This window comes from Streptomyces echinatus, from assembly GCF_014203595.1.
GTDB lineage: Bacteria > Actinomycetota > Actinomycetes > Streptomycetales > Streptomycetaceae > Streptomyces > Streptomyces echinatus.
Genome location: NZ_JACHJK010000001.1, coordinates 64,582 through 84,160 on the forward strand (window position 1 = coordinate 64,582; position 19,579 = coordinate 84,160).

The window sequence follows — 19,579 nt, forward strand, 5'->3', positions numbered from 1 at the left end:
GACCGGTACCACGGGCACGACCGGTACCACGGGCACGACCGGTACCACGGGCACGACCGGTACCACGGGCACGACCGGTACCACGGGCACGACCGGTACCACGGGCACGACCGGTACCACGGGCACGACCGGTACCACGGGCACGACCGGCACGACCGGCACCACCGGCTCGACCGGTACCACTGGCACCACCGGCTCGACCGGTTCTACTGGAACCACTGGTGAGACCGGCACCACCGGCTCGACCGGTGCCACTGGCTCGACCGGCACCACTGGCACGACCGGTGAGACCGGCACCACCGGCTCCACCGGCACCACCGGCAACAACACCGTCCCCGACGGCGGCAACAACAACGTGCCGCAGGACGAGGGCTCCTCGGCGCTGACCGACACCGGCTCCGACACCACGGCCCAGGGCGGCGACAAGCAGCTCGCCGAGACCGGTGCCGGCCAGACCGCGTTCCTGCTCGTCGGCGCCGCGACGATGATCGCCGGCGGCATCGGCTTCCGCGTTCTGCCGCGTCTGGTGAGCGGCCGGGGCGGCGCCGCCGCCTGAGCGTAGCCCCACGCTCACGCACCGCACGCACAGCGCATACGTAAGGGCCCGGAGCTTGGCGCTCCGGGCCCTTACGGCGGCTTTCGCGGACTTGCTACGCGGTCTGGTGGGCCAGCAGCGCCACCGCGGCGATCAGCACCGCCAGCAGCGCGATCAGCGCCATCGGGTTCAGCCCGTTCAGGCCGCCGAAGAAGCCCTCCTGCTGCAGCCGCTCGCGGTTGGCACGGCACACCGGGCACCGGCCCTCACTCACGGGCGCCGCGCAGTTCGCGCACACCAACCGGTCGTACGTCATGCGCTCGCCCTCCTTGCACCGGCCATCACATGTACAACGTTCACGGGAACGAGAACGTTCCCCTCGTCCCCCCTCCACTGTGCCAGGTTCCCGGGGAGCATGCGCGGGGCCCGGGCGGAGGGGACACGGACAGGGGCCGGTACAAATACGCACAAGTCTTGCCCAACCTCAACCTGCGACTGCACTTGCACACCCGGTTCGCGTATGGTCACGCTCATCTACCCCCGGCGACCCGTGGTGCATCCGTGATCCGATTCGACAACGTCTCCAAGGTCTACCCCAAGCAGACCCGGCCCGCACTCAGGGATGTCTCCCTAGAGGTGGAGAAGGGCGAGTTCGTCTTCCTCGTGGGGTCCTCCGGCTCCGGAAAGTCCACCTTCCTGCGGCTTCTCCTCCGCGAGGAGCGGTGCAGCCACGGTCAGGTGCACGTGCTGGGCAAGGACCTCGCGCGCCTCTCCAACTGGAAGGTGCCGCAGATGCGCCGCCAGTTGGGGACCGTGTTCCAGGACTTCCGGCTGCTGCCGAACAAGACGGTCGCGGAGAACGTGGCCTTCGCCCAGGAGGTCATCGGCAAGTCCCGCGGCGAGATCCGCAAGTCCGTGCCGCAGGTGCTCGATCTCGTCGGGCTCGGCGGTAAGGAGGACCGGAGACCCGGCGAGCTGTCCGGTGGTGAGCAGCAGCGCGTCGCGATCGCGCGGGCCTTCGTCAACCGGCCCAAGCTGCTGATCGCCGACGAGCCCACCGGCAACCTCGACCCGCAGACCTCCGTCGGCATCATGAAGTTGCTCGACCGGATCAACCGGACGGGCACCACCGTCATCATGGCGACGCACGACCAGAACATCGTGGACCAGATGCGCAAGCGCGTCATCGAGCTGGAGAAGGGCCGCCTCGTCCGCGACCAGGCCCGCGGCGTCTACGGCTACCAGCACTGACCGCCCCCAGTTCCCGAAAGGCCTGAAGAACCCGCCATGCGCGCCCAGTTCGTCCTGTCGGAGATCGGTGTCGGTCTCCGCCGCAATCTGACGATGACCTTCGCCGTCATCGTCTCCGTCGCCCTGTCCCTGGCCCTGTTCGGCGGCTCGCTGCTGATGAGCGACCAGGTGAGCACCATGAAGGGCTACTGGTACGACAAGGTCAACGTCTCGATCTTCCTGTGCAACAAGCACGACGCGGAGAACGACGTCCACTGCGCCAAGGGCGCGGTCACCGAGGACCAGAAGAAGCAGATCCTCGCGGACCTGAAGAAGATGCCGGTCGTCGAGAACGTGACCTCCGAGTCGCAGGACGAGGCGTACAAGCACTACAAGGAGCAGTTCGGCAACTCGCCGCTGGCCGGCTCGCTGACGCCGGACCAGATGCAGGAGTCGTACCGGATCAAGCTCAAGGACCCGCAGAAGTACCAGGTGATCGCGACCGCGTTCAACGGCCGCGACGGCGTGCAGTCGGTGCAGGACCAGAAGGGCATCCTGGACAACCTCTTCCAGCTGCTCAACCTGATGAACCGGGGCGCGCTCGGCGTGATGGCGATGATGCTGATCGTCGCCCTCCTGCTGATCGTCAACACCGTGCGGGTCTCGGCGTTCAGCCGCCGGCGCGAGACCGGCATCATGCGCCTGGTCGGTGCCTCGGGCTTCTACATCCAGGCGCCGTTCATCGCCGAGGCCGCGGTCGCCGGACTGATCGGCGGCGGCCTCGCCTGTGTGGCCCTCGTCGTCGGCCGGTACTTCACCATCGACCACGGCATGGACCTCTCCCACAAGCTCACGCTGATCAACTTCGTCGGCTGGGACGCGGTGTTGACCAAGCTGCCGCTGATCCTCGCAACCAGCGTGCTGATGCCGTCCCTTGCGGCGTTCTTCGCGTTGCGCAAGTACCTGAAGGTGTGACGCATACCAAGAGGGCCGTACGGGCATCCGACCGTACGGCCCTTCGCGTTGTCCTAGACTCACCGCCATGTCAGGCCGTGACCCGTTCTGTCAGCCCCGCCGCATCCACCGCGGGGCCGCCCTGACATTGGTCTTCGCCGGCGTGCTGATCGCCGGCGCCGCCACCGGCTCCTTCCCGGAGCCCGACAGCCCCGCGCGCGGGGCCGTCGCCGGGCCGGTGGGCCCGGCGGGCCGGCACGAGGCCGTCGAGAGAGCCGCCGCCGAGGCGATGGCCGACGGCAAGTCCCCCATGGAGGCCGCCGAGCGGGCCGTCAGCCGCAGCGGGGACCGCTGGGGCGCGGTGTACTCCGAGGGCGAGTACGAGGAGTTCCAGGACGCGCTGGACGGCCGCTACACCGGCGTCGGTCTGTGGGCGCGGCAGGAGCCGGACGGCCGGGTCGAGATCACCAGGGTGCAGCCCGGGTCGCCCGCCGCCGACGCCGGGATCCGCACCGGCGACCGGCTGCGCAGCGTCGACGGCGGCGGGGTCGACGGCCGGCCGGTCACCGAGGTGATGGCCTTACTCCGCGGGGACGCCGAGGACGCCCCGGCCGGCACGACGGTCACCCTCGGCCTGCAGCGCGGCACGCGCGCGTGGAGCCGGACCCTGCACCGGGCCAGGCTGTCCACCGACTCCGTGACCGTGCGCCGGCTGTCCGACGGGATCACGGTCCTGAAGATCTCCGCCTTCACCAAGGGCTCCGCCGAGGCGGCCCGCGAGGCCCTGCGCGCGGCCCCGGCCGACGGCCGCACGGTCCTCGACCTTCGGGGCAACTCCGGCGGCCTGGTCACCGAGGCGGTGGGCACCGCCTCCGCGTTCCTGGACGGCGGCCTGGTCGCCACCTACGACGTCGACGGCGACCAGCGCGCCCTGCACGCCGCCCCCGGCGGCGACGCCACCCGGCCCCTGGTGGTGCTGGTCGACGGCGGCACCATGAGCGCGGCCGAGCTGCTCACCGGCGCTCTGCAGGACCGGGGCCGCGCGGTGGTGATCGGCTCCCGCACCTTCGGCAAGGGCTCCGTGCAGATGCCGACGAAGCTGCCCGACGGCTCGGTGGCCGAGCTGACCGTCGGCCACTACCGCACGCCTTCCGGGCACACGGTCGACGGCCGGGGCATCACGCCCGACCTGGAGGCGGGGTCCAGCCCCCTGCGGCGGGCCGGGACGGTCCTCGCGGGCCTGGGCGACCCGTCGTAGCCCCCGTTAATACGCTTCCCCCACACCCCCTGCGTGGTGCGAAAATGGTCGGCACTATGAGCAAGGGAATGTACGTACCGAAGGAGTCCCAGCCCAAGCAGGGCGGAGGGGCCGGCAAGGCCCGGGACGGCGAGAAGGGCGGCAAGCGCAAGATCGTCGCCCAGAACAAGAAGGCCCGGCACGACTACGCGATCATCGACACCTATGAGGCCGGGCTCGTGCTCATGGGCACCGAGGTCAAGTCGCTGCGCGAGGGGCGGACCTCGCTGACCGACGGCTTCGTCCAGATCGACCGGGGCGAGGCGTGGCTGCACAACGCCCACATCCCCGAGTACCACCAGGGCAGCTGGACCAACCACTCCGCGCGCCGCAAGCGCAAGCTGCTCATGCACCGCGAGGAGATCGACAAGCTGGAGTCGAAGTCCCAGGAGACGGGTCACACGATCGTGCCCCTCGCCATCTACTTCAAGGACGGCCGGGCGAAGGCCGAGATCGCGCTCGCCCGGGGCAAGAAGGAGTACGACAAGCGGCAGACGCTGCGGGAGAAGCAGGACCGGCGGGAGTCGGACCGGGCGATCGCGGCGGCGAAGCGCAGGCAGCGCGGCGTCTAGCGGGCCGGCTCCCGGGAATAGGCTGGCACCGTCGTGCGTTGGTCACGTACGATGGCACTGCACCCCACAGAGGGTGCGCGCCCCCTCCACGCGGAGGGATTGAAAAAACAACATGGGGATGATCGGTTTCGACAGCGGCTGTCGAAGCAGGGGAAGCGTGTCGAGGAAGCGGCAATGATCTCGTAAACCATATGTCGCAAAAAATAATCGCCAACACCAAGCGCGATTCCTTCGCCCTCGCTGCCTAAGTAGCGACTTGCGAAGTGTCAGCCCGGGGCTGTTCCCGACCCGGATCCTGGCATCAGCTAGGGAACTAAACCTTGATCCCGGTCACGGGGTGAAGAGGGAAATCTAACAGTGACTGAGCCCGTCGGCGACTTGTTCGCGTGATCGCCGGGGCTGAGAAAATCACAGCGAACTGCACACGGAGAAGCCCTGATTCCGCACCGTTGGACGCGGGTTCGATTCCCGCCATCTCCACGATCGGGAGGCTCCCGGGCCTCTCAAACCCATGTGGGCTAAGGCCCCGCCGCTTCGCGCGGCGGGGCCTTCGTCATGCCTGCGCCGGGTCCTTCCAGCCCTCGTCCAGCAGCCCCGGATCCTCGAGCTCGCCCTCGAAGGGGGCGGCGGTCACGAAGTTCGGCCCGACGGTGAGCCGCAGATGGGGGCTGAGCTCCACGGTCACGAACGACTTGGTGCCCGCCACCACGCCCCGGAACGTCTCCAGCGCCGGCTGGGGCACGACCAGCCGCTCGGCGTGATGGGGGACGGAGAAGGTCTCCGTCCCGGGCGACAGCCGGCCGCGCGACCCGGTGGAGCGGTGTGCGGAGCGCAGCGGGCGGCGGACGCCCGGGTACAGCGCCGCGTACAGCCCGGCGAAACCGTTGAGGTGCGCGAGCCCGGCCGCCGTCAGACGGCAGACGCGGACGTCCTCGATGTGCCGCCGCTCCACCAGGTGGGGCGGCAGCAGCTCGACGTCGGTGGAGAGCAGTTTCGCCACCGCCCACAGGCCGCCCTCGGCCCGGGAGGCGTGCGCCTCCACGTTGAACAGGTCCACGAGCAACTGCCAGAAGGTGGACGGCTGGGCGTTGCGGTGGAACTGTTCCATCCGCGGGACGACGCGGGCGAGCTCCCGGGCGTAGACCTGGTTCCAGCGCACCAGGGCCAGCTGGGCGTTGGCCTGCCGGTCCCGGTCGGTGTCGAAGTCGGCGATGACCCGCTCCCGCTCCGCCCGGACGTGTGTCTGGCGCAGCTCGCCCAGTTCGTAGGTGAGGACCCGGCGGGTGCGCTGCACGGGCCGGCCGTAGGCGGCGGCCAGCTCGGCGAGGTCCGGGTCGTCGGGCGCCGGCCCCTTCCACGGCCCCGGCGCGGGCACGTAGCGCTCGGCCAGGATGTCGATCAGCTCCGCGGCCCGCTCCTGGCGTCCGCGGACGGCGGGGGTGCGGTTGACCGCGCGTTCCAGGCTGGCGCGCTGTATGCCGAACAGTGCCGCCACCTCGTCGAGGAAGCACGGGCGCCGGCTGGGCACGATGCCCTCGTTCTCGAACCGCCGGTAGTTCTTGGGCGACACCCCGAGCGCGTCCACGACGTCCCGTGCCCGCAGACCGCAGGCCCGGCGCACGTCGGCGATGTCCCAGGAGGCGCGGCCCTGGGGGTTCATCAGGGCGGCGGGGTGGGTGCCGAGGGCCCGGGCGAGGGCACGGACCCGGGGCGGGTCTGGCACTCGGTGCCCGTTCTCGTAGGCCAGTATCTGGGCCTTGGTGGTCCCGACGGCCCGCGCGAGCTCCTCCGCCGTCATGGCCACCGCACCGGGACGCGCGTAGAGGTTCATGCGGAGCGCGCGCAGCTCCGACGGGCTGAAATCGGCCAGTCCCCGTGCCATGCGCGTGTTCTCCCTCCTCGGGAGGACCACTTTAGGGGTACCATTCCTGGGCCACGGCGTTGTCACATCGTCGGACGGCGGGAGCAACTGACCTGGTTCGCTTTGCTTTTAGGCGGCTGAACTGGTGGATGCGTCCGCTGAAATGCGCGAGGTTGGACGACGTCGGGCCCAGGTTGGTGACTGCGGTCCACGTAGATCGGTTGTGAAAGTGGCCCTGGCCCCCACGGTGTCGACGCCGTTGGCGGGGGCACAGGGCCGGCGTGTGGGAGCGAGACCCCCGAGGGCCCCCTGGTGCAACAGGGGGCCTTCCGCCGTCAGAAGAGGCTTTCCAGCTGGTGTCGCAGCCAGGCACCCAGTGCCTGGAGCGCCAGCCAACCGAAGATCTTCCTGCCGGTCTTCCGGTTGCCACGCCCGCCGCCGTCCGGCGGGTTCTCCACGCGCACACCTCCTCTCGGTCGCGGGGCGATCGGCCCCGATCGGGCGAACCGATCGCGATGTGCGCCGCGAGAGACGATGTTGGGATGAGCCTACCGGGTCACACGCGTCACGCTGCCCGGGTTCCGGGCGCGTCGAGCCCCAACTCCCTTGCCCATTGTCTATTTGACGACCAGTTGATTGCTGTACTTCTCGGTAGGGCGTCGGGGTGGCCTGCGAACTCGTGGGACGGTGAACGGGGTTGTTGACGGTTGTCGCAGTTCACGGCCGTTACGGGTGTGACCGGGCGGCTCGGTGCGTGGGGAGTGTGGCTACGTCGGCCGGGCGTGGTCACCGTTCCCGGTCGTAGACGAAATCCGATCGTGTGGGATCGGTCACGTTGATAACGATCCGCTTACTTCCGGTCGCCGTCCGTAAGGGGTCGAACGCTGATCGAGTCGCGTGCGCAGGTTGACCGGTGCCCTCCCGTGGCCTGCGGGAACCCGCGGACCGTCACGCGCCGCGCGGCCTCCGGCGCCAGGCTGACGAGCAGGGCGAGAGCGGCCGCCGTGGCCGGCACCCCGAAGGCGGCGACGGGGGAGAGGCGCTCCGTCGCCCAGCCGCCCGTCGCCGAGCCGCAGGCGATGCCGATGAGCAGCCCGGTCACCACCAGGCTCATGCCCTCGTTCAGCCGGTCGTCCGGGGTGCGCCGCTGCACCAGGGTCATCGCCGTGACCATGGTCGGCGCGGTCGCCATGCCGGCGACCAGCAGCGCCCCGGCGAGCACCCCGAGCGAGCCCGTGGAGGCCGCCGCCCAGGGCAGCGTCATGAGCGCGGCCATGGCGGCCAGACACCGGTGCAGCCGGGGCGCGGCCGGCTTCCGCGCCCCGTACACCAGCCCCGCCGCGCACGAGCCCGCCGCCTGGAGGGCGAGCACCGCACCCGCCGCCGCACGCCGTCCCCCCGCGTCCGCGTAGGCGATGGTGACGACCTCCATCGAACCGAACACCGCGCCGGTGGCCGTGAAGCAGACCAGCAGCGCCGGGACGCCGGGACTGCGCAGCGGCGACGGCGCCTTCGAACGGGCCCGCGGCGGCGGCTCGGTCGCCCGCTGGGCGGTGAACAGCGCCATCCCGGCGAGCAGCAGCACCGCGCCCACGAGCGTGCCCGCCTCCGGGAAGAACGTCCCGGTCAGGAAGGACGCGAGCACCGGCCCGAGCATGAAACACAGCTCGTCCGCGGCCTGCTCGAAGGCGTTCGCCGCGTGCAGCGTGCCGGGCTCGTCGCGCAGCAGATGGGCCCAGCGGGCCCGGGACAGACCGCCGATGTTGGGGGTGGCGGCGGTGCAGGCGTAGGCGGCGAACAGGGTCCAGTCGGGAGCGTCACGGCGCACGCACAGCAGGAGCGCGAGGCTGCCGAGCGCGGAGACGGCCGTGGCCGGCAGCGCGATGCGGGCCTGCCCGTGCCGGTCCACCAGCCGGGCGAGCCAGGGACCGGCCACCGCGGTCGCCGCGAGCCCGGTCGCGGTGACCGCACCGGCGAGGGCGTACGAGCCCCGGGCGCCGGCGATCATCACGACCGCGCTCACGCTGAACATCCCCATGGGGAGGCGGGCGAGGAGGTTGCCGGCCGTGAAGGCGCGGGCGCCGGGGAGGCCGAAGAGGCGCCGGTATCCCGCGAACCGGCGGCGGCCGGGCCGTGTCGGAGTGTCCTGGGCGGTCTGCTGCGGCACCGGAGTGTCCTGCGTGGTCTGCTGCGGCATACGGCTACGGTCACCCGCGGCGGATCACCGGGTCCAACACCTGGTGGATGCCGATTGACGCAGTCGCGTTGTAAGTTCGCCGCATGCCCGCCTCCGCCGCCCACCCGGACCCCCGCCTGCTGCGCGCCTTCGTCGCCGTCGCCGAGGAACTGCACTTCACCCGGGCCGCGGCCCGTCTGTACGTCGCCCAGCAGGCGCTCAGCCGGGACGTACGGCGGCTGGAGCGGGAGCTGGGCGCCGAGCTGTTCCTGCGGACCACCCGGCAGGTCGCGCTGACCCCGGACGGCGAACGCCTGCTGCCGCACGCGCGCCGGGTCCTCGCCGCCCAGGACGACCTGCTCGCCGCGTTCACCGCGGGGCAGGCCCGCCCCCTGCTGGTGGACCTCAACTTCCGGGGGCTGCTCACCGGACACCGGGTGCTGCACCGGGCGCGTGAACTCGCCCCGGACCGCGAGCTGATGGCCCGCTACGAGAGCGGTCTGACCCGAGCCGCCGGCGAGTTGCTCGCCGGCCGGCTGGACGTCTCCTTCGGCCGCTTCGCCGGCCTGGACCCGGCCCTGCGCGCCGGACTCGCGCATCAGCCCGTGCGGTACGAGCCGATGGCCGTCGTGCTGCCCGAGGACCACCCGCTGGCCGCGCTGCCCGAGGTCCCGCTGGCCGCGCTGGCCGGGGAGACGGTCTACGCCGGTGCCGGGAACCCGCGCACCCGGGAGTGGACCGATCTGGCGTGCGCGCTCTTCGAAGGGCGCGGCATCCGTCTGGCCGACCCCCTCCCGCTGGCCGTCGGGGACGAGGAGTTCGAACGGATCATGGCCAAGAACCGGAACCCGGTGCTGGCCGTGGTGGACTTCCCGGCCATGACCCGGCGGGTGTCCAGGCCCCTGGTCGCGCCCGTGCCGTTGTCACCCGTCTCGCTGGTGTGGCGCAGGGGCCTGGTCCATCCCGGCCTGGACGCGCTGCGCCGGGCTGCGCGGGAGCTCGCGGATGCGGAGGGATGGCTGCGGCGGCCGGACGACACGTGGATCCCGGCGAGCGACGAGGGCGCGATGGCCGCCGGTGGGTGACCAAGGGCGCCAGGGGCGCCGGCGAGCGACGCGGGCGCGATGGCCGCCGGTGGATGACGACGGACCGACCGCACGCCTCCGCCCCGGCGCGGGAGTCGCCGACGGCGTCCGTGATGGCTCTGTGATGTGCCCGGGGGCAACGAACAACACCCCCCGGCTGTCGGATGGTTGAGTGCTCGACAAGCGGCACTCCCTCGGGGTCCTACATGCGACAAGGAGGCGTTGATGAGACGTCCCGTCCGCAGATCCGTCTTTCGGGCCGTGCTCGGACCGGTGGCGGCCACCGTGCTGGCCGCCGGATCCGGTGCCGCCGTGCCCGCGCTGGCCGCCGACGGCGACCCGCTGCCGGTGCGGATCACCGGCGAGAACCACGTGGATCTGTCTCTCCAGGGCGACAACGGTGACCCGGCCGAACCGCAGGTCACCCTGCGCCTCGCGGCACCCGGCAGCGACGAGCCGGGCGACGACGGGGAGGTGCCCGTCGCCCACCAGGGCCATTACAAGATCACGATCGACGCCGGAGGCCTGGCGGGCGTCGCGACGGTGAAGCTCCCCTGCGCGGCGAACGGCTGGACCGCCACCTGCGAGGGCGACCGGATCCGCGCCGGGGAGAAGGCCAACGTGCTCGGCGGCATCCGGCTCGACGTCCCCGCCGGCGGTTCACCCAGACGGTTCGGTGAGATCACGGTCACCGGCGAGGGCGAGGGCGTCGCCTTCGCGCCGCTCCACATCCAGGTGGTGGTGAGCGACTCCAGGATCGTGAGCCACGAACTGCCCACCCCTGGTGTCGGCGTGGGGGACACCTGGGGAGCACCGCTCGGCCTGCGCAACGCCGGCGGCGCGTCCGCCGACGGTGTCGTGCTGCGCTTCCGTGGCACTCGCGGGCTGGGCTTCCCCGACAGCTACGGCAACTGCCTCTACCGGCACACCACCGACGGCCCCCTGCAGGACCAGGGCACCGACGCGATCTGCGCCTTCTCCGGCGTCTACGAGGCGGGCGCGGCCTACGAGGTGACCGAGCCGCTGAAGGTGAAGACCGCCGCGTTCGCGCTGAACGACCTCTTCACCTACAGCTTCGCCCCGGCGGACGCCCGGCGGCCGAAGACCCTGTCTGCGGCCGACGGCTACACCCCGGGCACCGGCGCGCCGATGACCCTGAGGAAGCTCCCGGGCGTTCCCTCGGGCCTCTACTCGAGCAAGGGCACGGCGTGGCTGCCCCAGAACAACTCCTACGACATCCAGATCACCGGTGACTCGGCGCGCGGCGCGGTGGGCGACAAGGTGACGGTGGACGTCGGCTTCCGCAACCTCGGCCCGGCCTGGGTCCGCGGGCTCGAACCGCCGGACGACGACCCGATGCTGGTCTACGTCGCGATCCCGCCGGGTGCGACGGTGACCAAGGTTCCCGAGGACTGCTGGGCCGGCCGTCTCGACGACGGGTCGGACGGCTACGGATGCTGGGCGCACACGCCGGTCCTGGAGGACGCCGACCTGACCTTCCCGTTCGAGCTGCGCATCGACAAGGTCGTGAAGAACGCCAAGGGCAAGATCCAGATGCAGCCCTTCGACTACCCGAGCGAGCCCAACCACGACAACAACTCGGCGTGGATCGTCCTGAACGCCACCGACGACGACGGAGGCACGCAGGGCACCTCCGGCGGCCCCTCGGCCGACCCGAGCCCCAGCGCCTCCGGCAGTCCCTCGGCCGAGCCGAGCCCCGGCACGTCCGGCGGCGACACCTCCGGCTCCGCCGGCACGACCGGCGGTGACGCGTCCACCTCCGGCGGTACCTCCGGCGGCGGGCTCGCGACGACCGGCGCCGGCGGCGCCGTGTTCCTCGGCGTCGGAGCGCTCCTCGCCCTCGGGCTGGGCACGGTGCTCGTCCTCGTCGTACGCCGCAGGTCGGCGGCCTGACACGGGGCCGGCCGTGATGGCGCCGGGCGCGGCCGCCGCGGCGGCCCGGGGCGGGCGGCACGGGAGCCGCCGCCCGCCCCGGTCCCTCGCCTACGCGTCGGCGTACTTCTCGTCCGCCGCCGGGTCCAGGGCCAGGCGGTACCCCCGTTTCACCACCGTCTGGATCAGCTTCGGGGCCCCGAGGGCCGTGCGCAGGCGGGCCATCGCCGTTTCCACGGCGTGTTCGTCACGGCCCGCGCCCGGGAGGGCCCGCAGCAGGTCGGCACGGGCCACCACCCAGCCGGGGCGGCGGGCCAGCGCGCGGAGGAGGGCCATGCCGGCCGGGGGGACCGGCCTGAGGTCGTCGTCGACCAGGACCGCGTGACCGCGGATCTCCATCCGGTGACCGGCGACCGGCAACGACCGGGCGCGCGCCGGGAGTTCCTGGCACAGGAGTTGGACCAGGGGGCCCAGCCGGAAGCGTTCCGGCTGGACCGTCTGCACGCCGTGGGCCTGGAGGGGCAGCGCGGTGACCGGGCCCACGCAGGCCGCAAGGACGTCATGGGCCAGGGCCGACAGCAGCTCGTCCAGCAGACCGCGGTCCTCCGCGCGGGACAGCAGGGAGGCCGCGGCGGGGGCGCTGGTGAAGGTGACGGCGTCCAGGCCGCGGGTGACGGCCGCGTCCAGCAGGCGGTCCAGGGGGCCGAGGTCCTCCGGGGGCATCCAGCGGTAGACCGGGACCGGAAGCACCTCCGCACCGGCGGCGCGCAGCGACTCGACGAAGCCGGGGAGGGGTTCGCCGTGGAGCTGGACGGCGATGCGGTGGCCGTCGACGCCCTCCTCCAGGAGGCGGTCGAGCACCTCGGCCAGGGACTCCGAGGAGGGCGACCACTCCTCCGTGAGGCCGGCCGCCCTGATGGCGCCCTTGACCTTGGGGCCGCGGGCCAGCAGCCGTGCCCCGCGCAGCCGGCCGAGCAGCTGCTCGCCGAGCCCCCAGCCGTCGGCGGCCTCGACCCAGCCCCGGAAGCCGATCGCGGTGGTGGCCACGACGACGTCCGGCACCTGGTCGATGATCTCCTTCGTGGCGGCGAGCAGTTCGCTGTCGTCGGCGAGCGGCACGATCCGCAGGGCGGGGGCGTGCAGCACGCCGGCGCCGCGCCGCTGGAGCAGGGCGCCGAGCTCGTCGGCCCGGCGCGCGGCGGTGACGCCCACGGTGAATCCGGCGAGGGGACCGTGCTCGGGTTGCTGCTCTTCGTCGTACATGGGCTCTCCTAGCTGACCGGCACGCCGACCGAGCCTGTCAACGGTCCGTGACAGGCTCGGTTCGGCTGGATGTCACCGGTGTTACGTCACACCTCGGCATAGCTGAGCTGGGCCTTAGACTCCGAAGCGGCCTCCGTGGCCGGCACCTGCCCGGTGGGGCGGCGAAGGTATACGGCCCAGGTGACCACGAAGCACACAGCGTAGAAGCCGAGGAAGGCGACGAACGCGCCGGTGCCGGAACCGTAGGCGAGGAAGGACTGGCGGAAGGCGAGGTTGATGCCGACGCCGCCGAGCGCGCCGACCGCTCCGATCAGGCCCATGGCGGCGCCGGACAGCCGTCGGCCGTGGGCGACGGCCGCCTCGCCCTCCAGCCCCTTGGCCAGGGCCTTGGCCTGGAAGATGCCGGGGATCATCTTGAACGTCGATCCGTTGCCCAGCCCGCTGAGCATGAACAGGACGACGAAGACGGACACGAACAGCGGCAGCGACTTCGCCATGCCGGCCGCGACGAGCACGGCGGTGGCGGCGGCCATGCCGACGTAGTTCCACAGGGTGATGCGGGCGCCGCCGTAGCGGTCGGCGAGGCGGCCGCCGACGGGGCGGACGAGGGAGCCGAGCAGCGGGCCGACGAAGGTGAGGTACGCCGCCTGCAGCGGGGTGCGGCCGAACTGGTTCGTCAGGACCTGGCCGAAGGCGAAGCTGTAGCCGATGAAGGAGCCGAAGGTGCCGGTGTAGAGGAAGGCCATGATCCAGGTGTGGGCGTCCTTCGCGGCGTCCTTGGCCGCGCCGGTGTCGTTCTTCACCGTGGCCAGGTTGTCCATGAACAGCGCGGCGAGCACGGCGGCCACGACGATCAGCGGGATGTAGATCCCGAGCAGCACGCGCGGGCCGCCGCTCGCGCCGATGACGCTGAGCGCGACGAGCTGGATGACCGGGACGCCGATGTTGCCGCCGCCGGCGTTGAGACCGAGCGCCCATCCTTTCTTCCGCAGGGGGAAGAAGGCGTTGATGTTGGTCATGGAGGAGGCGAAGTTGCCGCCGCCGATGCCGGTCAGCAGGCCCACCAGGAGGAAGGTGGAGAAGGACGTCCCCGGCTCCATCACCACGAACGCGGCGACGGCCGGGACGAGGAGCAGGCTCGCCGAGACGACCGTCCAGTTGCGGCCGCCGAAGACGGCCACGGCGAAGGTGTACGGCACCCGGACGACCGCGCCGACCAGCGTGACCAGCGAGGTCAGCAGGAACTTGTCGGCGGGGGTGAGGCCGTACTCCGGGCCCATGAACAGGACCAGCACGGACCACAGGGTCCAGACGGAGAACCCGATGTGCTCGGAGAGCACGGAGAACCAGAGGTTCCGGCGCGCGATCCGCTCGCCCGTCGTGTTCCAGAAACCCTCGTCCTCCGGATCCCAGCGCTCGATCCAGCGGCCACTGCGACGGTTCGGGACTGGGGCTGTCATGACGCCTCCACGGGGCTCCGGCTGCTCGGTCTGCCGACCACTGACCGACCCGAAGGTAGGAACGACGCGTTTCCGGCCCTGTGGCCGCGGGTGACCGGAAGAAGACGTTGCTCTCACTCACCCGGGGAGCGGCCGGTGAGGCGGCCCCGCACGCCCGTCGGGGGGACGGACACCGGTACGAGGGGTTCCGGCGCACCGTCCGGGCAGGCACTGTGAGAGGAGAAGGACGGCTCCCCGCACGCTTCCTGCCCAGGCGGTGACTCGCACATGGCATTCGGTAGCGCCACGCCCCCGTACGAGCTGCGGTTCGATGCCGGGCGGGTGTGCCTGGACCTGCTCGCCACCACGCATCCGGGCGAACGCCTGGACGGTGTCGAGGCGTTGTGCGCGTGGATCGGGGGCGCCGGCCTCGTGCCGGCCGGTACACCGCTGGAGCACGCCGACGGCTCCTGGCTGGCGGACTTCCGGGAACTGCGCGGGCACGTCGGGTCGTTGGTGCGGGACATGCGGGGCGCGCAGACACCGGCGTACGGGCGTGCCCTCGGACACGTCAACGAGACCGCCCGGACCGCCACCCCGGCCCCGCTCGCCGTCCGCGTGGCGGACGGCGGCCTCGTAAGGGAGTTGGCGGCGCCGCCCCGCTGTGCCGCGCTGCTCGCCGTCGTCGCCCGGGACGCGGTGGAGCTGCTCACCGATCCCGTCGCGCGGGCCGCGGTGCGGGAGTGCGAGGGGGACAACTGCCCCCTCGTGTACGTCGACACCTCCCGTGGGCGGCGCCGGCGCTGGTGTTCCAGCGAGGTGTGCGGGAACCGGGAGCGGGTCGCGCGGCACCGCCGGCGGGCCGCGCTCACGCGGGCCTGAGGGCGTCGGGACCCCCGAGTCCGGAGTGATTTCCGTTACACGGGCGTTTCGTTGGTGTCTACACGGGTAGCGCCCGGCGCTTCCGGTGTTGTGTCGGAAATGTAAAGATCGCTCGGTGGGAATGTGCACGCATGTCCCGCTCGTCACGTCACCCCGGAGAAATCTGTCACTCCGTTTTGAACATCGTGTGGTCTCGGTCCGTACGGGTGGGCGAGCGACCGACTGGGGGAACCCCCGGACACCGGAGGTGGGCGTGCGCAAGGATGCGGCCGTGGCCAATGAACGTGGAATGAGGGCCCGACATCGCATGTCCTCACAGCCCTCGGAGCCGGATGAGGAGCTGATGCGTGCGCTGTATCGAGAGCACGCCGGACCTCTGCTCGCGTATGTCCTGCGACTGGTCGCCGGTGATCGGCAGCGCGCCGAGGACGTCGTACAGGAAACACTCATCCGTGCCTGGAAGAACGCCGGTCAGCTCAATCGGGCGACCGGTTCGGTACGCCCCTGGCTGGTGACGGTCGCACGCCGCATCGTCATCGACGGCCACCGCAGCCGGCAGGCCCGGCCGCAGGAGGTCGATCCGTCGCCGCTGGAGGTCATCCCCGCGGAGGACGAGATCGACAAGGCGCTGTGGCTGATGACGCTGTCGGACGCGCTCGACGACCTGACCCCGGCCCACCGGGAGGTGCTCGTCGAGACGTACTTCAAAGGGCGTACCGTCAATGAGGCGGCCGAGACGCTGGGCATACCGAGCGGCACCGTCCGTTCCCGGGTGTTCTACGCCCTGCGGTCGATGAAGCTGGCACTGGAGGAGCGGGGGGTGACGGCGTGATGAGCAATGGGTACGGGGGAATGCAGGGATTCGGACCGGGTGGTCCGGGTATGTCTGGGCCCATGAGCCCCAGTCAGGGATCTTCGGTGCCGAGCGAGCACGAGACCGTCGGTGCCTATGCCCTCGGGATTCTCGACGACGCCGAGGCAACCGCTTTCGAGGCGCACCTCGCCGGCTGCGAATGGTGCGCCCAGCAACTCGACGAGCTGGCCGGGATGGAGCCGATGCTGGCCGCGCTCGCGGACCTGCCCGGCTCCGGCAGCACCCCCGCGATCGGGGACTCGCTGTCCGCCAGGCCCAGTCCGCGGCTGGTGGAGAAGCTGGTCGACGACGTCGCCGAGAAGCGCGCCCAGAAGCGACGGCGCAGCTTCTACATGATCGCCGCGGCGGCCGCGCTGATCATCGCCGGGCCGCTGGCCGCGGTGGCGATCGGCGGCGGATCCGACGACGGCGGCCAGGTCACGGCGACGCCGGCCCAGGCGACCTTCAGCACCATGTCCGACAAGAAGACCGCCACGGACGCGTCGACCCACGTCAGCGCGACCGTCGCCATGGCGCAGAAGGTCTGGGGTACCGAGGCGGTCCTGGAGCTGAAGAACGTCAAGGGCCCGCTGAAGTGCTCCCTGGTCCTCGTCGCCAAGAACGGGCAGCGCGTCACCATGTCGTCGTGGTCGGTGCCGAACTGGGGGTACGGCATCACGGACGCCAAGACCGAGGACGCGAAGAAACCGCTCTACATCGGCGGGGCGGCGGCCTTCCAGCCGAACGAGATCCACCACTTCGAGGTGGTGACGTTCGAGGGCAAGAAGCTGGTGCAGGTGAACGCGTAGCGGCACCGTTCTCCGGGGGCCGGGCCCCCGGGACCCCGCGGATTTCCGGGCGGGTGCCGTTTCGTCGTCGGGCGCGGGCCCGCAGAGGTCGCTCGGCCTGCACCCCGCGCCCCCTCGTCACGCACTCCCCGGCCGAGCGGCGCCGCGACCCCTTGCCGTAGCCTCCCGGGCCCCCTTCGCGTACGGTTGACGGCTGCCCAGCACGTCAGAAGGGGGCCCGGTGGCCGCTCAGGTTCAGCAGTCCGCGGTCGGCTCGGTACACGACGCACCCGACTCCGTCCGTGACCGAGAGATCAGCGTCGAACAGGAACACCTGGACCGGGTGTACCGGCGGCTGGAGGAGAAGATCCACGAGGCCGAGTTCCTGATGCACGACGCGGCCAAGCGCGGCCAGGTCGGCACCCCGGGCGCGCTGGCCGAGCGGGACGCGCAGGTCTTCCGGGCCGGCGTCCACCTGAACCGGCTGAACAACGAGTTCGAGGACTTCCTCTTCGGCCGCATCGACCTGCTGCCGGGCAAGGACGGCAGGAAGGGCCCCGACGGGGCGTACACGGCGGTGGAGCCCGCCGAGGGCGCCGTGCGGGACGACAACACCGCCGACATCGCCGAGACCCTGCACATCGGCCGCATCGGTGTCCTCGACGCGGACTACTCCCCGCTGGTCATCGACTGGCGCGCGCCGGCCGCCGCGCCCTTCTACCGGGCCACGCCCGTGGACCCGGGCCGGGTGGTGCGGCGCCGGGTCATCCGGTCCAAGGGGCGCCGGGTGCTCGGCGTCGAGGACGACCTGATGCGGCCCGAGCTGACGGCCTTCCGCGACGGCCGCGCACTGCCCGTCATCGGCGACGGCGCCCTGATGGCCGCCCTCGGCCAGGCCCGCAGCCACACCATGCGGGACATCGTCTCGTCCATCCAGGCCGAGCAGGACCTGGTCATCCGGGCCCCCGCCGCCTCCGTCACCTATGTGGAGGGCGGACCGGGCACCGGCAAGACCGCCGTCGCCCTGCACCGCGCCGCCTACCTGCTCTACCAGGACCGCAGACGCTACGCGGGCGGCATCCTGATCGTCTCGCCGACCCCGCTGCTGGTCGCCTACACCGAGGGCGTGCTGCCCTCGCTCGGCGAGGAGGGCCAGGTCGCGATCCGCGCCATCGGCTCGCTGGTCGACGGCGCGGAGGCCGGCCTGTACGACTCCCCGGCCGTGGCCCGCGCCAAGGGCTCGTACCGGATGCTGAAGGTGCTGCGCAAGGCAGCCCGGGGCGCCCTGGAGCTGGGCGCGGCCGCGCCGGCGGGGCAGCTCGCCCTGGGCGAGGACGGCGGGCAGCCGGTCCTCGGCGGCCCGCCCTCGCGGCTTCGGGTCGTCGCCTTCGGGCGCCGCCTCGAACTGGAGGCCAACGAGCTGGAACGTATCCGCCGTACCGCCCTCGGCGGCACCGCGCCCGTCAACCTGCTCCGCCCGCGCGCCCGAAGACTGCTGCTGGACGCCCTGTGGGCCAAGTCCGGCGGCGCCTCCCGGCACACCGACCCGGAGCTGGCCGCCGAGCTGCGCTCGTCCTTCGACGAGGACGTCATGAGTGAGGACGCCTTCATCGGCTTCCTCGACGCCTGGTGGCCCGAGCTGACCCCCAGGGGCGTGCTCGCGGCCATGTCCGACGAGAAGCGGCTGGGCCGCTGGGCCCGGCGGATCCTCAACCCCGGCGAGGTCCGCAAGGTCGCCCGCTCCCTGCGGCGGGACGGTCACTCGGTGCACGACATCGCCATGCTCGACGAACTCCAGGCCGTCCTCGGCGCCCCGGCCCGGCCGCGCAAGAAGCGCGAGCTGGACCCGCTGGACCAGCTCACCGGCCTGGAGGAGCTGATGCCGGTGCGCGAGGAGTCGCAGCGGGAGCGGGCCGAGCGGCTGGCGCAGGAGCGCACCGAGTACGCGCACGTCATCGTGGACGAGGCACAGGACCTCACGCCCATGCAGTGGCGGATGGTCGGCCGCCGCGGCCGGCACGCCACCTGGACGGTCGTCGGCGACCCGGCGCAGTCCTCCTGGTCCGACCCCGACGAGGCGGCCGAGGCCCGCGACGAGGCCCTCGGCACCCGGCCCCGGCGCCGCTTCCAGCTCACCGTGAACTACCGGAACCCGGCCGAGATCGCCGATTTGGCCGCGAAGGTGCTCGCGCTCGCCATGCCCGGCTCCGAGGCCCCGTCCGCCGTTCGGTCCACCGGGGTGCAGCCGCGTTTCGCGGTCGTCTCGGGCTCGCTGGAGGCGACCGCGCGGGCGGAGGCCGAGCGGCTGCTCGGACTCGTGGACGGCACGGTCGGCGTGGTGGTCGCGATGAACCGGCGCGAGGAGGCCCGGCGCTGGCTGGCCGGGCTCGGCGACCGGGTCGTCGCGCTGGGCAGCCTGGAGGCCAAGGGCCTGGAGTACGACGCCACGGTCGTCGTGTCGCCCGCCGAGATCGCCGACGAGTCCCCGGCCGGGCTGCGCGTGCTGTACGTGGCGCTGACCAGGGCGACCCAGCAGCTCACGGTGGTGTCGGGGGAGCGGGACGAGCCGGACGCGGCGGGGGTGCCGGACCTGCTGCGGGACTGAGGGCCCGGGTACTCCCCCGGGCGGGAATGGCCGTACGGGATCCGTTTGTTAGCCTTGACGTGGCACCGGCCCGATCCAAGCCCCCGGGCCCAACCTTCGTCCCTCAGAGGGACCACTTGCCGCGAGGCGAGCATGGCGGGTCGGTG

At 71.9% G+C, this 19,579-nt stretch carries 16 protein-coding genes, 1 other RNA gene and 1 pseudogene; 12 read left to right on the forward strand and 6 right to left on the reverse strand.

Features of this window, described 5'->3' with window-relative positions:
• Positions 1-556 (forward strand): annotated as a pseudogene (locus FHS34_RS43300) (hypothetical protein); the annotation flags it as partial.
• A 94-nt stretch (positions 557-650) separates the two neighbouring features.
• Here the strand turns inward: FHS34_RS43300 and FHS34_RS00230 are convergent.
• Positions 651-851, reverse strand: a complete 201-nt coding sequence (locus FHS34_RS00230; protein WP_030782860.1) for a hypothetical protein — start codon at positions 849-851, stop codon at positions 651-653.
• A 245-nt stretch (positions 852-1,096) separates the two neighbouring features.
• Here FHS34_RS00230 and ftsE point away from each other — a divergent pair, with 245 nt between their 5' ends.
• The 5 genes from ftsE (at position 1,097) to ssrA (ending at position 5,071) form a co-directional block, all read left to right on the forward strand.
• The gene (ftsE, locus tag FHS34_RS00235) at positions 1,097-1,786 is read left to right on the forward strand and encodes a cell division ATP-binding protein FtsE (protein WP_030348507.1); all 690 of its coding nucleotides are present in this window, start codon (positions 1,097-1,099) and stop codon (positions 1,784-1,786) included.
• 36 nt (positions 1,787-1,822) lie between these two features.
• The gene (gene ftsX, locus FHS34_RS00240) at positions 1,823-2,740 is read left to right on the forward strand and encodes a permease-like cell division protein FtsX (RefSeq protein WP_184958200.1); all 918 of its coding nucleotides are present in this window, start codon (positions 1,823-1,825) and stop codon (positions 2,738-2,740) included.
• A 67-nt stretch (positions 2,741-2,807) separates the two neighbouring features.
• Positions 2,808-3,977, forward strand: a complete 1,170-nt coding sequence (locus FHS34_RS00245; protein WP_184958202.1) for a S41 family peptidase — start codon at positions 2,808-2,810, stop codon at positions 3,975-3,977.
• 68 nt (positions 3,978-4,045) lie between these two features.
• The gene (gene smpB, locus FHS34_RS00250) at positions 4,046-4,588 is read left to right on the forward strand and encodes an SsrA-binding protein SmpB (RefSeq protein WP_221508439.1); all 543 of its coding nucleotides are present in this window, start codon (positions 4,046-4,048) and stop codon (positions 4,586-4,588) included.
• 114 nt (positions 4,589-4,702) lie between these two features.
• Positions 4,703-5,071, forward strand: a transfer-messenger RNA (tmRNA) gene (ssrA, locus tag FHS34_RS00255).
• 70 nt (positions 5,072-5,141) lie between these two features.
• Here the strand turns inward: ssrA and FHS34_RS00260 are convergent.
• From FHS34_RS00260 to FHS34_RS00265, 3 genes are all read right to left on the reverse strand, one after another.
• Positions 5,142-6,470 (reverse strand): helix-turn-helix domain-containing protein, encoded by a 1,329-nt coding sequence (locus FHS34_RS00260; RefSeq protein ID WP_184958204.1) that lies wholly within the window; start codon positions 6,468-6,470, stop codon positions 5,142-5,144.
• A gap of 314 nt (positions 6,471-6,784) precedes the next feature.
• A complete protein-coding gene (locus tag FHS34_RS43305) occupies positions 6,785-6,913 on the reverse strand; it encodes a hypothetical protein (RefSeq protein ID WP_263978485.1) in 129 nt (42 codons plus the stop codon).
• 386 nt (positions 6,914-7,299) lie between these two features.
• The gene (locus tag FHS34_RS00265; protein ID WP_225817811.1) at positions 7,300-8,646 is read right to left on the reverse strand and encodes an MFS transporter; all 1,347 of its coding nucleotides are present in this window, start codon (positions 8,644-8,646) and stop codon (positions 7,300-7,302) included.
• Positions 8,647-8,729: 83 nt separating this feature from the next.
• Between FHS34_RS00265 and FHS34_RS00270 the strand changes: the two genes are divergently transcribed.
• On the forward strand, positions 8,730-9,710 hold the full coding sequence (locus FHS34_RS00270; RefSeq protein ID WP_184958206.1) for a LysR family transcriptional regulator: 981 nt from the start codon (positions 8,730-8,732) through the stop codon (positions 9,708-9,710).
• Between the two features lie 225 nt (positions 9,711-9,935).
• Entirely contained in the window at positions 9,936-11,624 is a 1,689-nt protein-coding gene (locus FHS34_RS00275) for a hypothetical protein (RefSeq protein WP_184958208.1), read from the forward strand.
• A 90-nt stretch (positions 11,625-11,714) separates the two neighbouring features.
• Here the strand turns inward: FHS34_RS00275 and FHS34_RS00280 are convergent, their stop codons facing one another.
• Together FHS34_RS00280 and FHS34_RS00285 are read right to left on the reverse strand one after the other, a co-directional pair.
• Positions 11,715-12,866, reverse strand: coding sequence for a uroporphyrinogen-III synthase (locus FHS34_RS00280; protein ID WP_184958210.1), 1,152 nt, complete (start codon positions 12,864-12,866; stop codon positions 11,715-11,717).
• A gap of 86 nt (positions 12,867-12,952) precedes the next feature.
• Positions 12,953-14,326 carry a nitrate/nitrite transporter gene (locus FHS34_RS00285; RefSeq protein ID WP_184958212.1) on the reverse strand — a complete coding sequence of 458 codons (1,374 nt, stop codon included), beginning with the start codon at positions 14,324-14,326 and terminating at the stop codon, positions 12,953-12,955.
• A gap of 267 nt (positions 14,327-14,593) precedes the next feature.
• Here FHS34_RS00285 and FHS34_RS00290 point away from each other — a divergent pair, with 267 nt between their 5' ends.
• From FHS34_RS00290 to FHS34_RS00305, 4 genes are all read left to right on the forward strand, one after another.
• Positions 14,594-15,187 carry a CGNR zinc finger domain-containing protein gene (locus tag FHS34_RS00290; protein ID WP_184958214.1) on the forward strand — a complete coding sequence of 198 codons (594 nt, stop codon included), beginning with the start codon at positions 14,594-14,596 and terminating at the stop codon, positions 15,185-15,187.
• Between the two features lie 247 nt (positions 15,188-15,434).
• Positions 15,435-16,019 (forward strand): sigma-70 family RNA polymerase sigma factor, encoded by a 585-nt coding sequence (locus FHS34_RS00295; protein WP_184958216.1) that lies wholly within the window; start codon positions 15,435-15,437, stop codon positions 16,017-16,019.
• A gap of 62 nt (positions 16,020-16,081) precedes the next feature.
• Complete coding sequence (locus FHS34_RS00300) at positions 16,082-16,849, forward strand: anti-sigma factor family protein (protein ID WP_184958218.1); 768 nt, start codon at positions 16,082-16,084, stop codon at positions 16,847-16,849.
• Between the two features lie 220 nt (positions 16,850-17,069).
• Positions 17,070-19,433 (forward strand): HelD family protein, encoded by a 2,364-nt coding sequence (locus FHS34_RS00305; protein ID WP_184958220.1) that lies wholly within the window; start codon positions 17,070-17,072, stop codon positions 19,431-19,433.
• Positions 19,434-19,579: the final 146 nt, after the last annotated feature.

Bases quoted from the DNA above. Each gene is read 5' to 3' on its own strand.
- FHS34_RS00245 (WP_184958202.1), top strand. From the start codon at position 2,808: ATGTCAGGCCGTGACCCGTTCTGTCAGCCCCGCCGCATCCACCGCGGG.
- FHS34_RS00280 (WP_184958210.1), bottom strand. From the start codon at position 12,866: ATGTACGACGAAGAGCAGCAACCCGAGCACGGTCCCCTCGCCGGATTC.
- FHS34_RS00230 (WP_030782860.1), bottom strand. From the start codon at position 851: ATGACGTACGACCGGTTGGTGTGCGCGAACTGCGCGGCGCCCGTGAGT.
- ftsX (WP_184958200.1), top strand. From the start codon at position 1,823: ATGCGCGCCCAGTTCGTCCTGTCGGAGATCGGTGTCGGTCTCCGCCGC.
- smpB (WP_221508439.1), top strand. From the start codon at position 4,046: ATGTACGTACCGAAGGAGTCCCAGCCCAAGCAGGGCGGAGGGGCCGGC.
- FHS34_RS00265 (WP_225817811.1), bottom strand. From the start codon at position 8,646: ATGCCGCAGCAGACCACGCAGGACACTCCGGTGCCGCAGCAGACCGCC.
- FHS34_RS00300 (WP_184958218.1), top strand. From the start codon at position 16,082: ATGAGCCCCAGTCAGGGATCTTCGGTGCCGAGCGAGCACGAGACCGTC.
- FHS34_RS00275 (WP_184958208.1), top strand. From the start codon at position 9,936: ATGAGACGTCCCGTCCGCAGATCCGTCTTTCGGGCCGTGCTCGGACCG.
- FHS34_RS00260 (WP_184958204.1), bottom strand. From the start codon at position 6,470: ATGGCACGGGGACTGGCCGATTTCAGCCCGTCGGAGCTGCGCGCGCTC.
- FHS34_RS00285 (WP_184958212.1), bottom strand. From the start codon at position 14,326: ATGACAGCCCCAGTCCCGAACCGTCGCAGTGGCCGCTGGATCGAGCGC.
- FHS34_RS00290 (WP_184958214.1), top strand. From the start codon at position 14,594: ATGGCATTCGGTAGCGCCACGCCCCCGTACGAGCTGCGGTTCGATGCC.
- FHS34_RS00270 (WP_184958206.1), top strand. From the start codon at position 8,730: ATGCCCGCCTCCGCCGCCCACCCGGACCCCCGCCTGCTGCGCGCCTTC.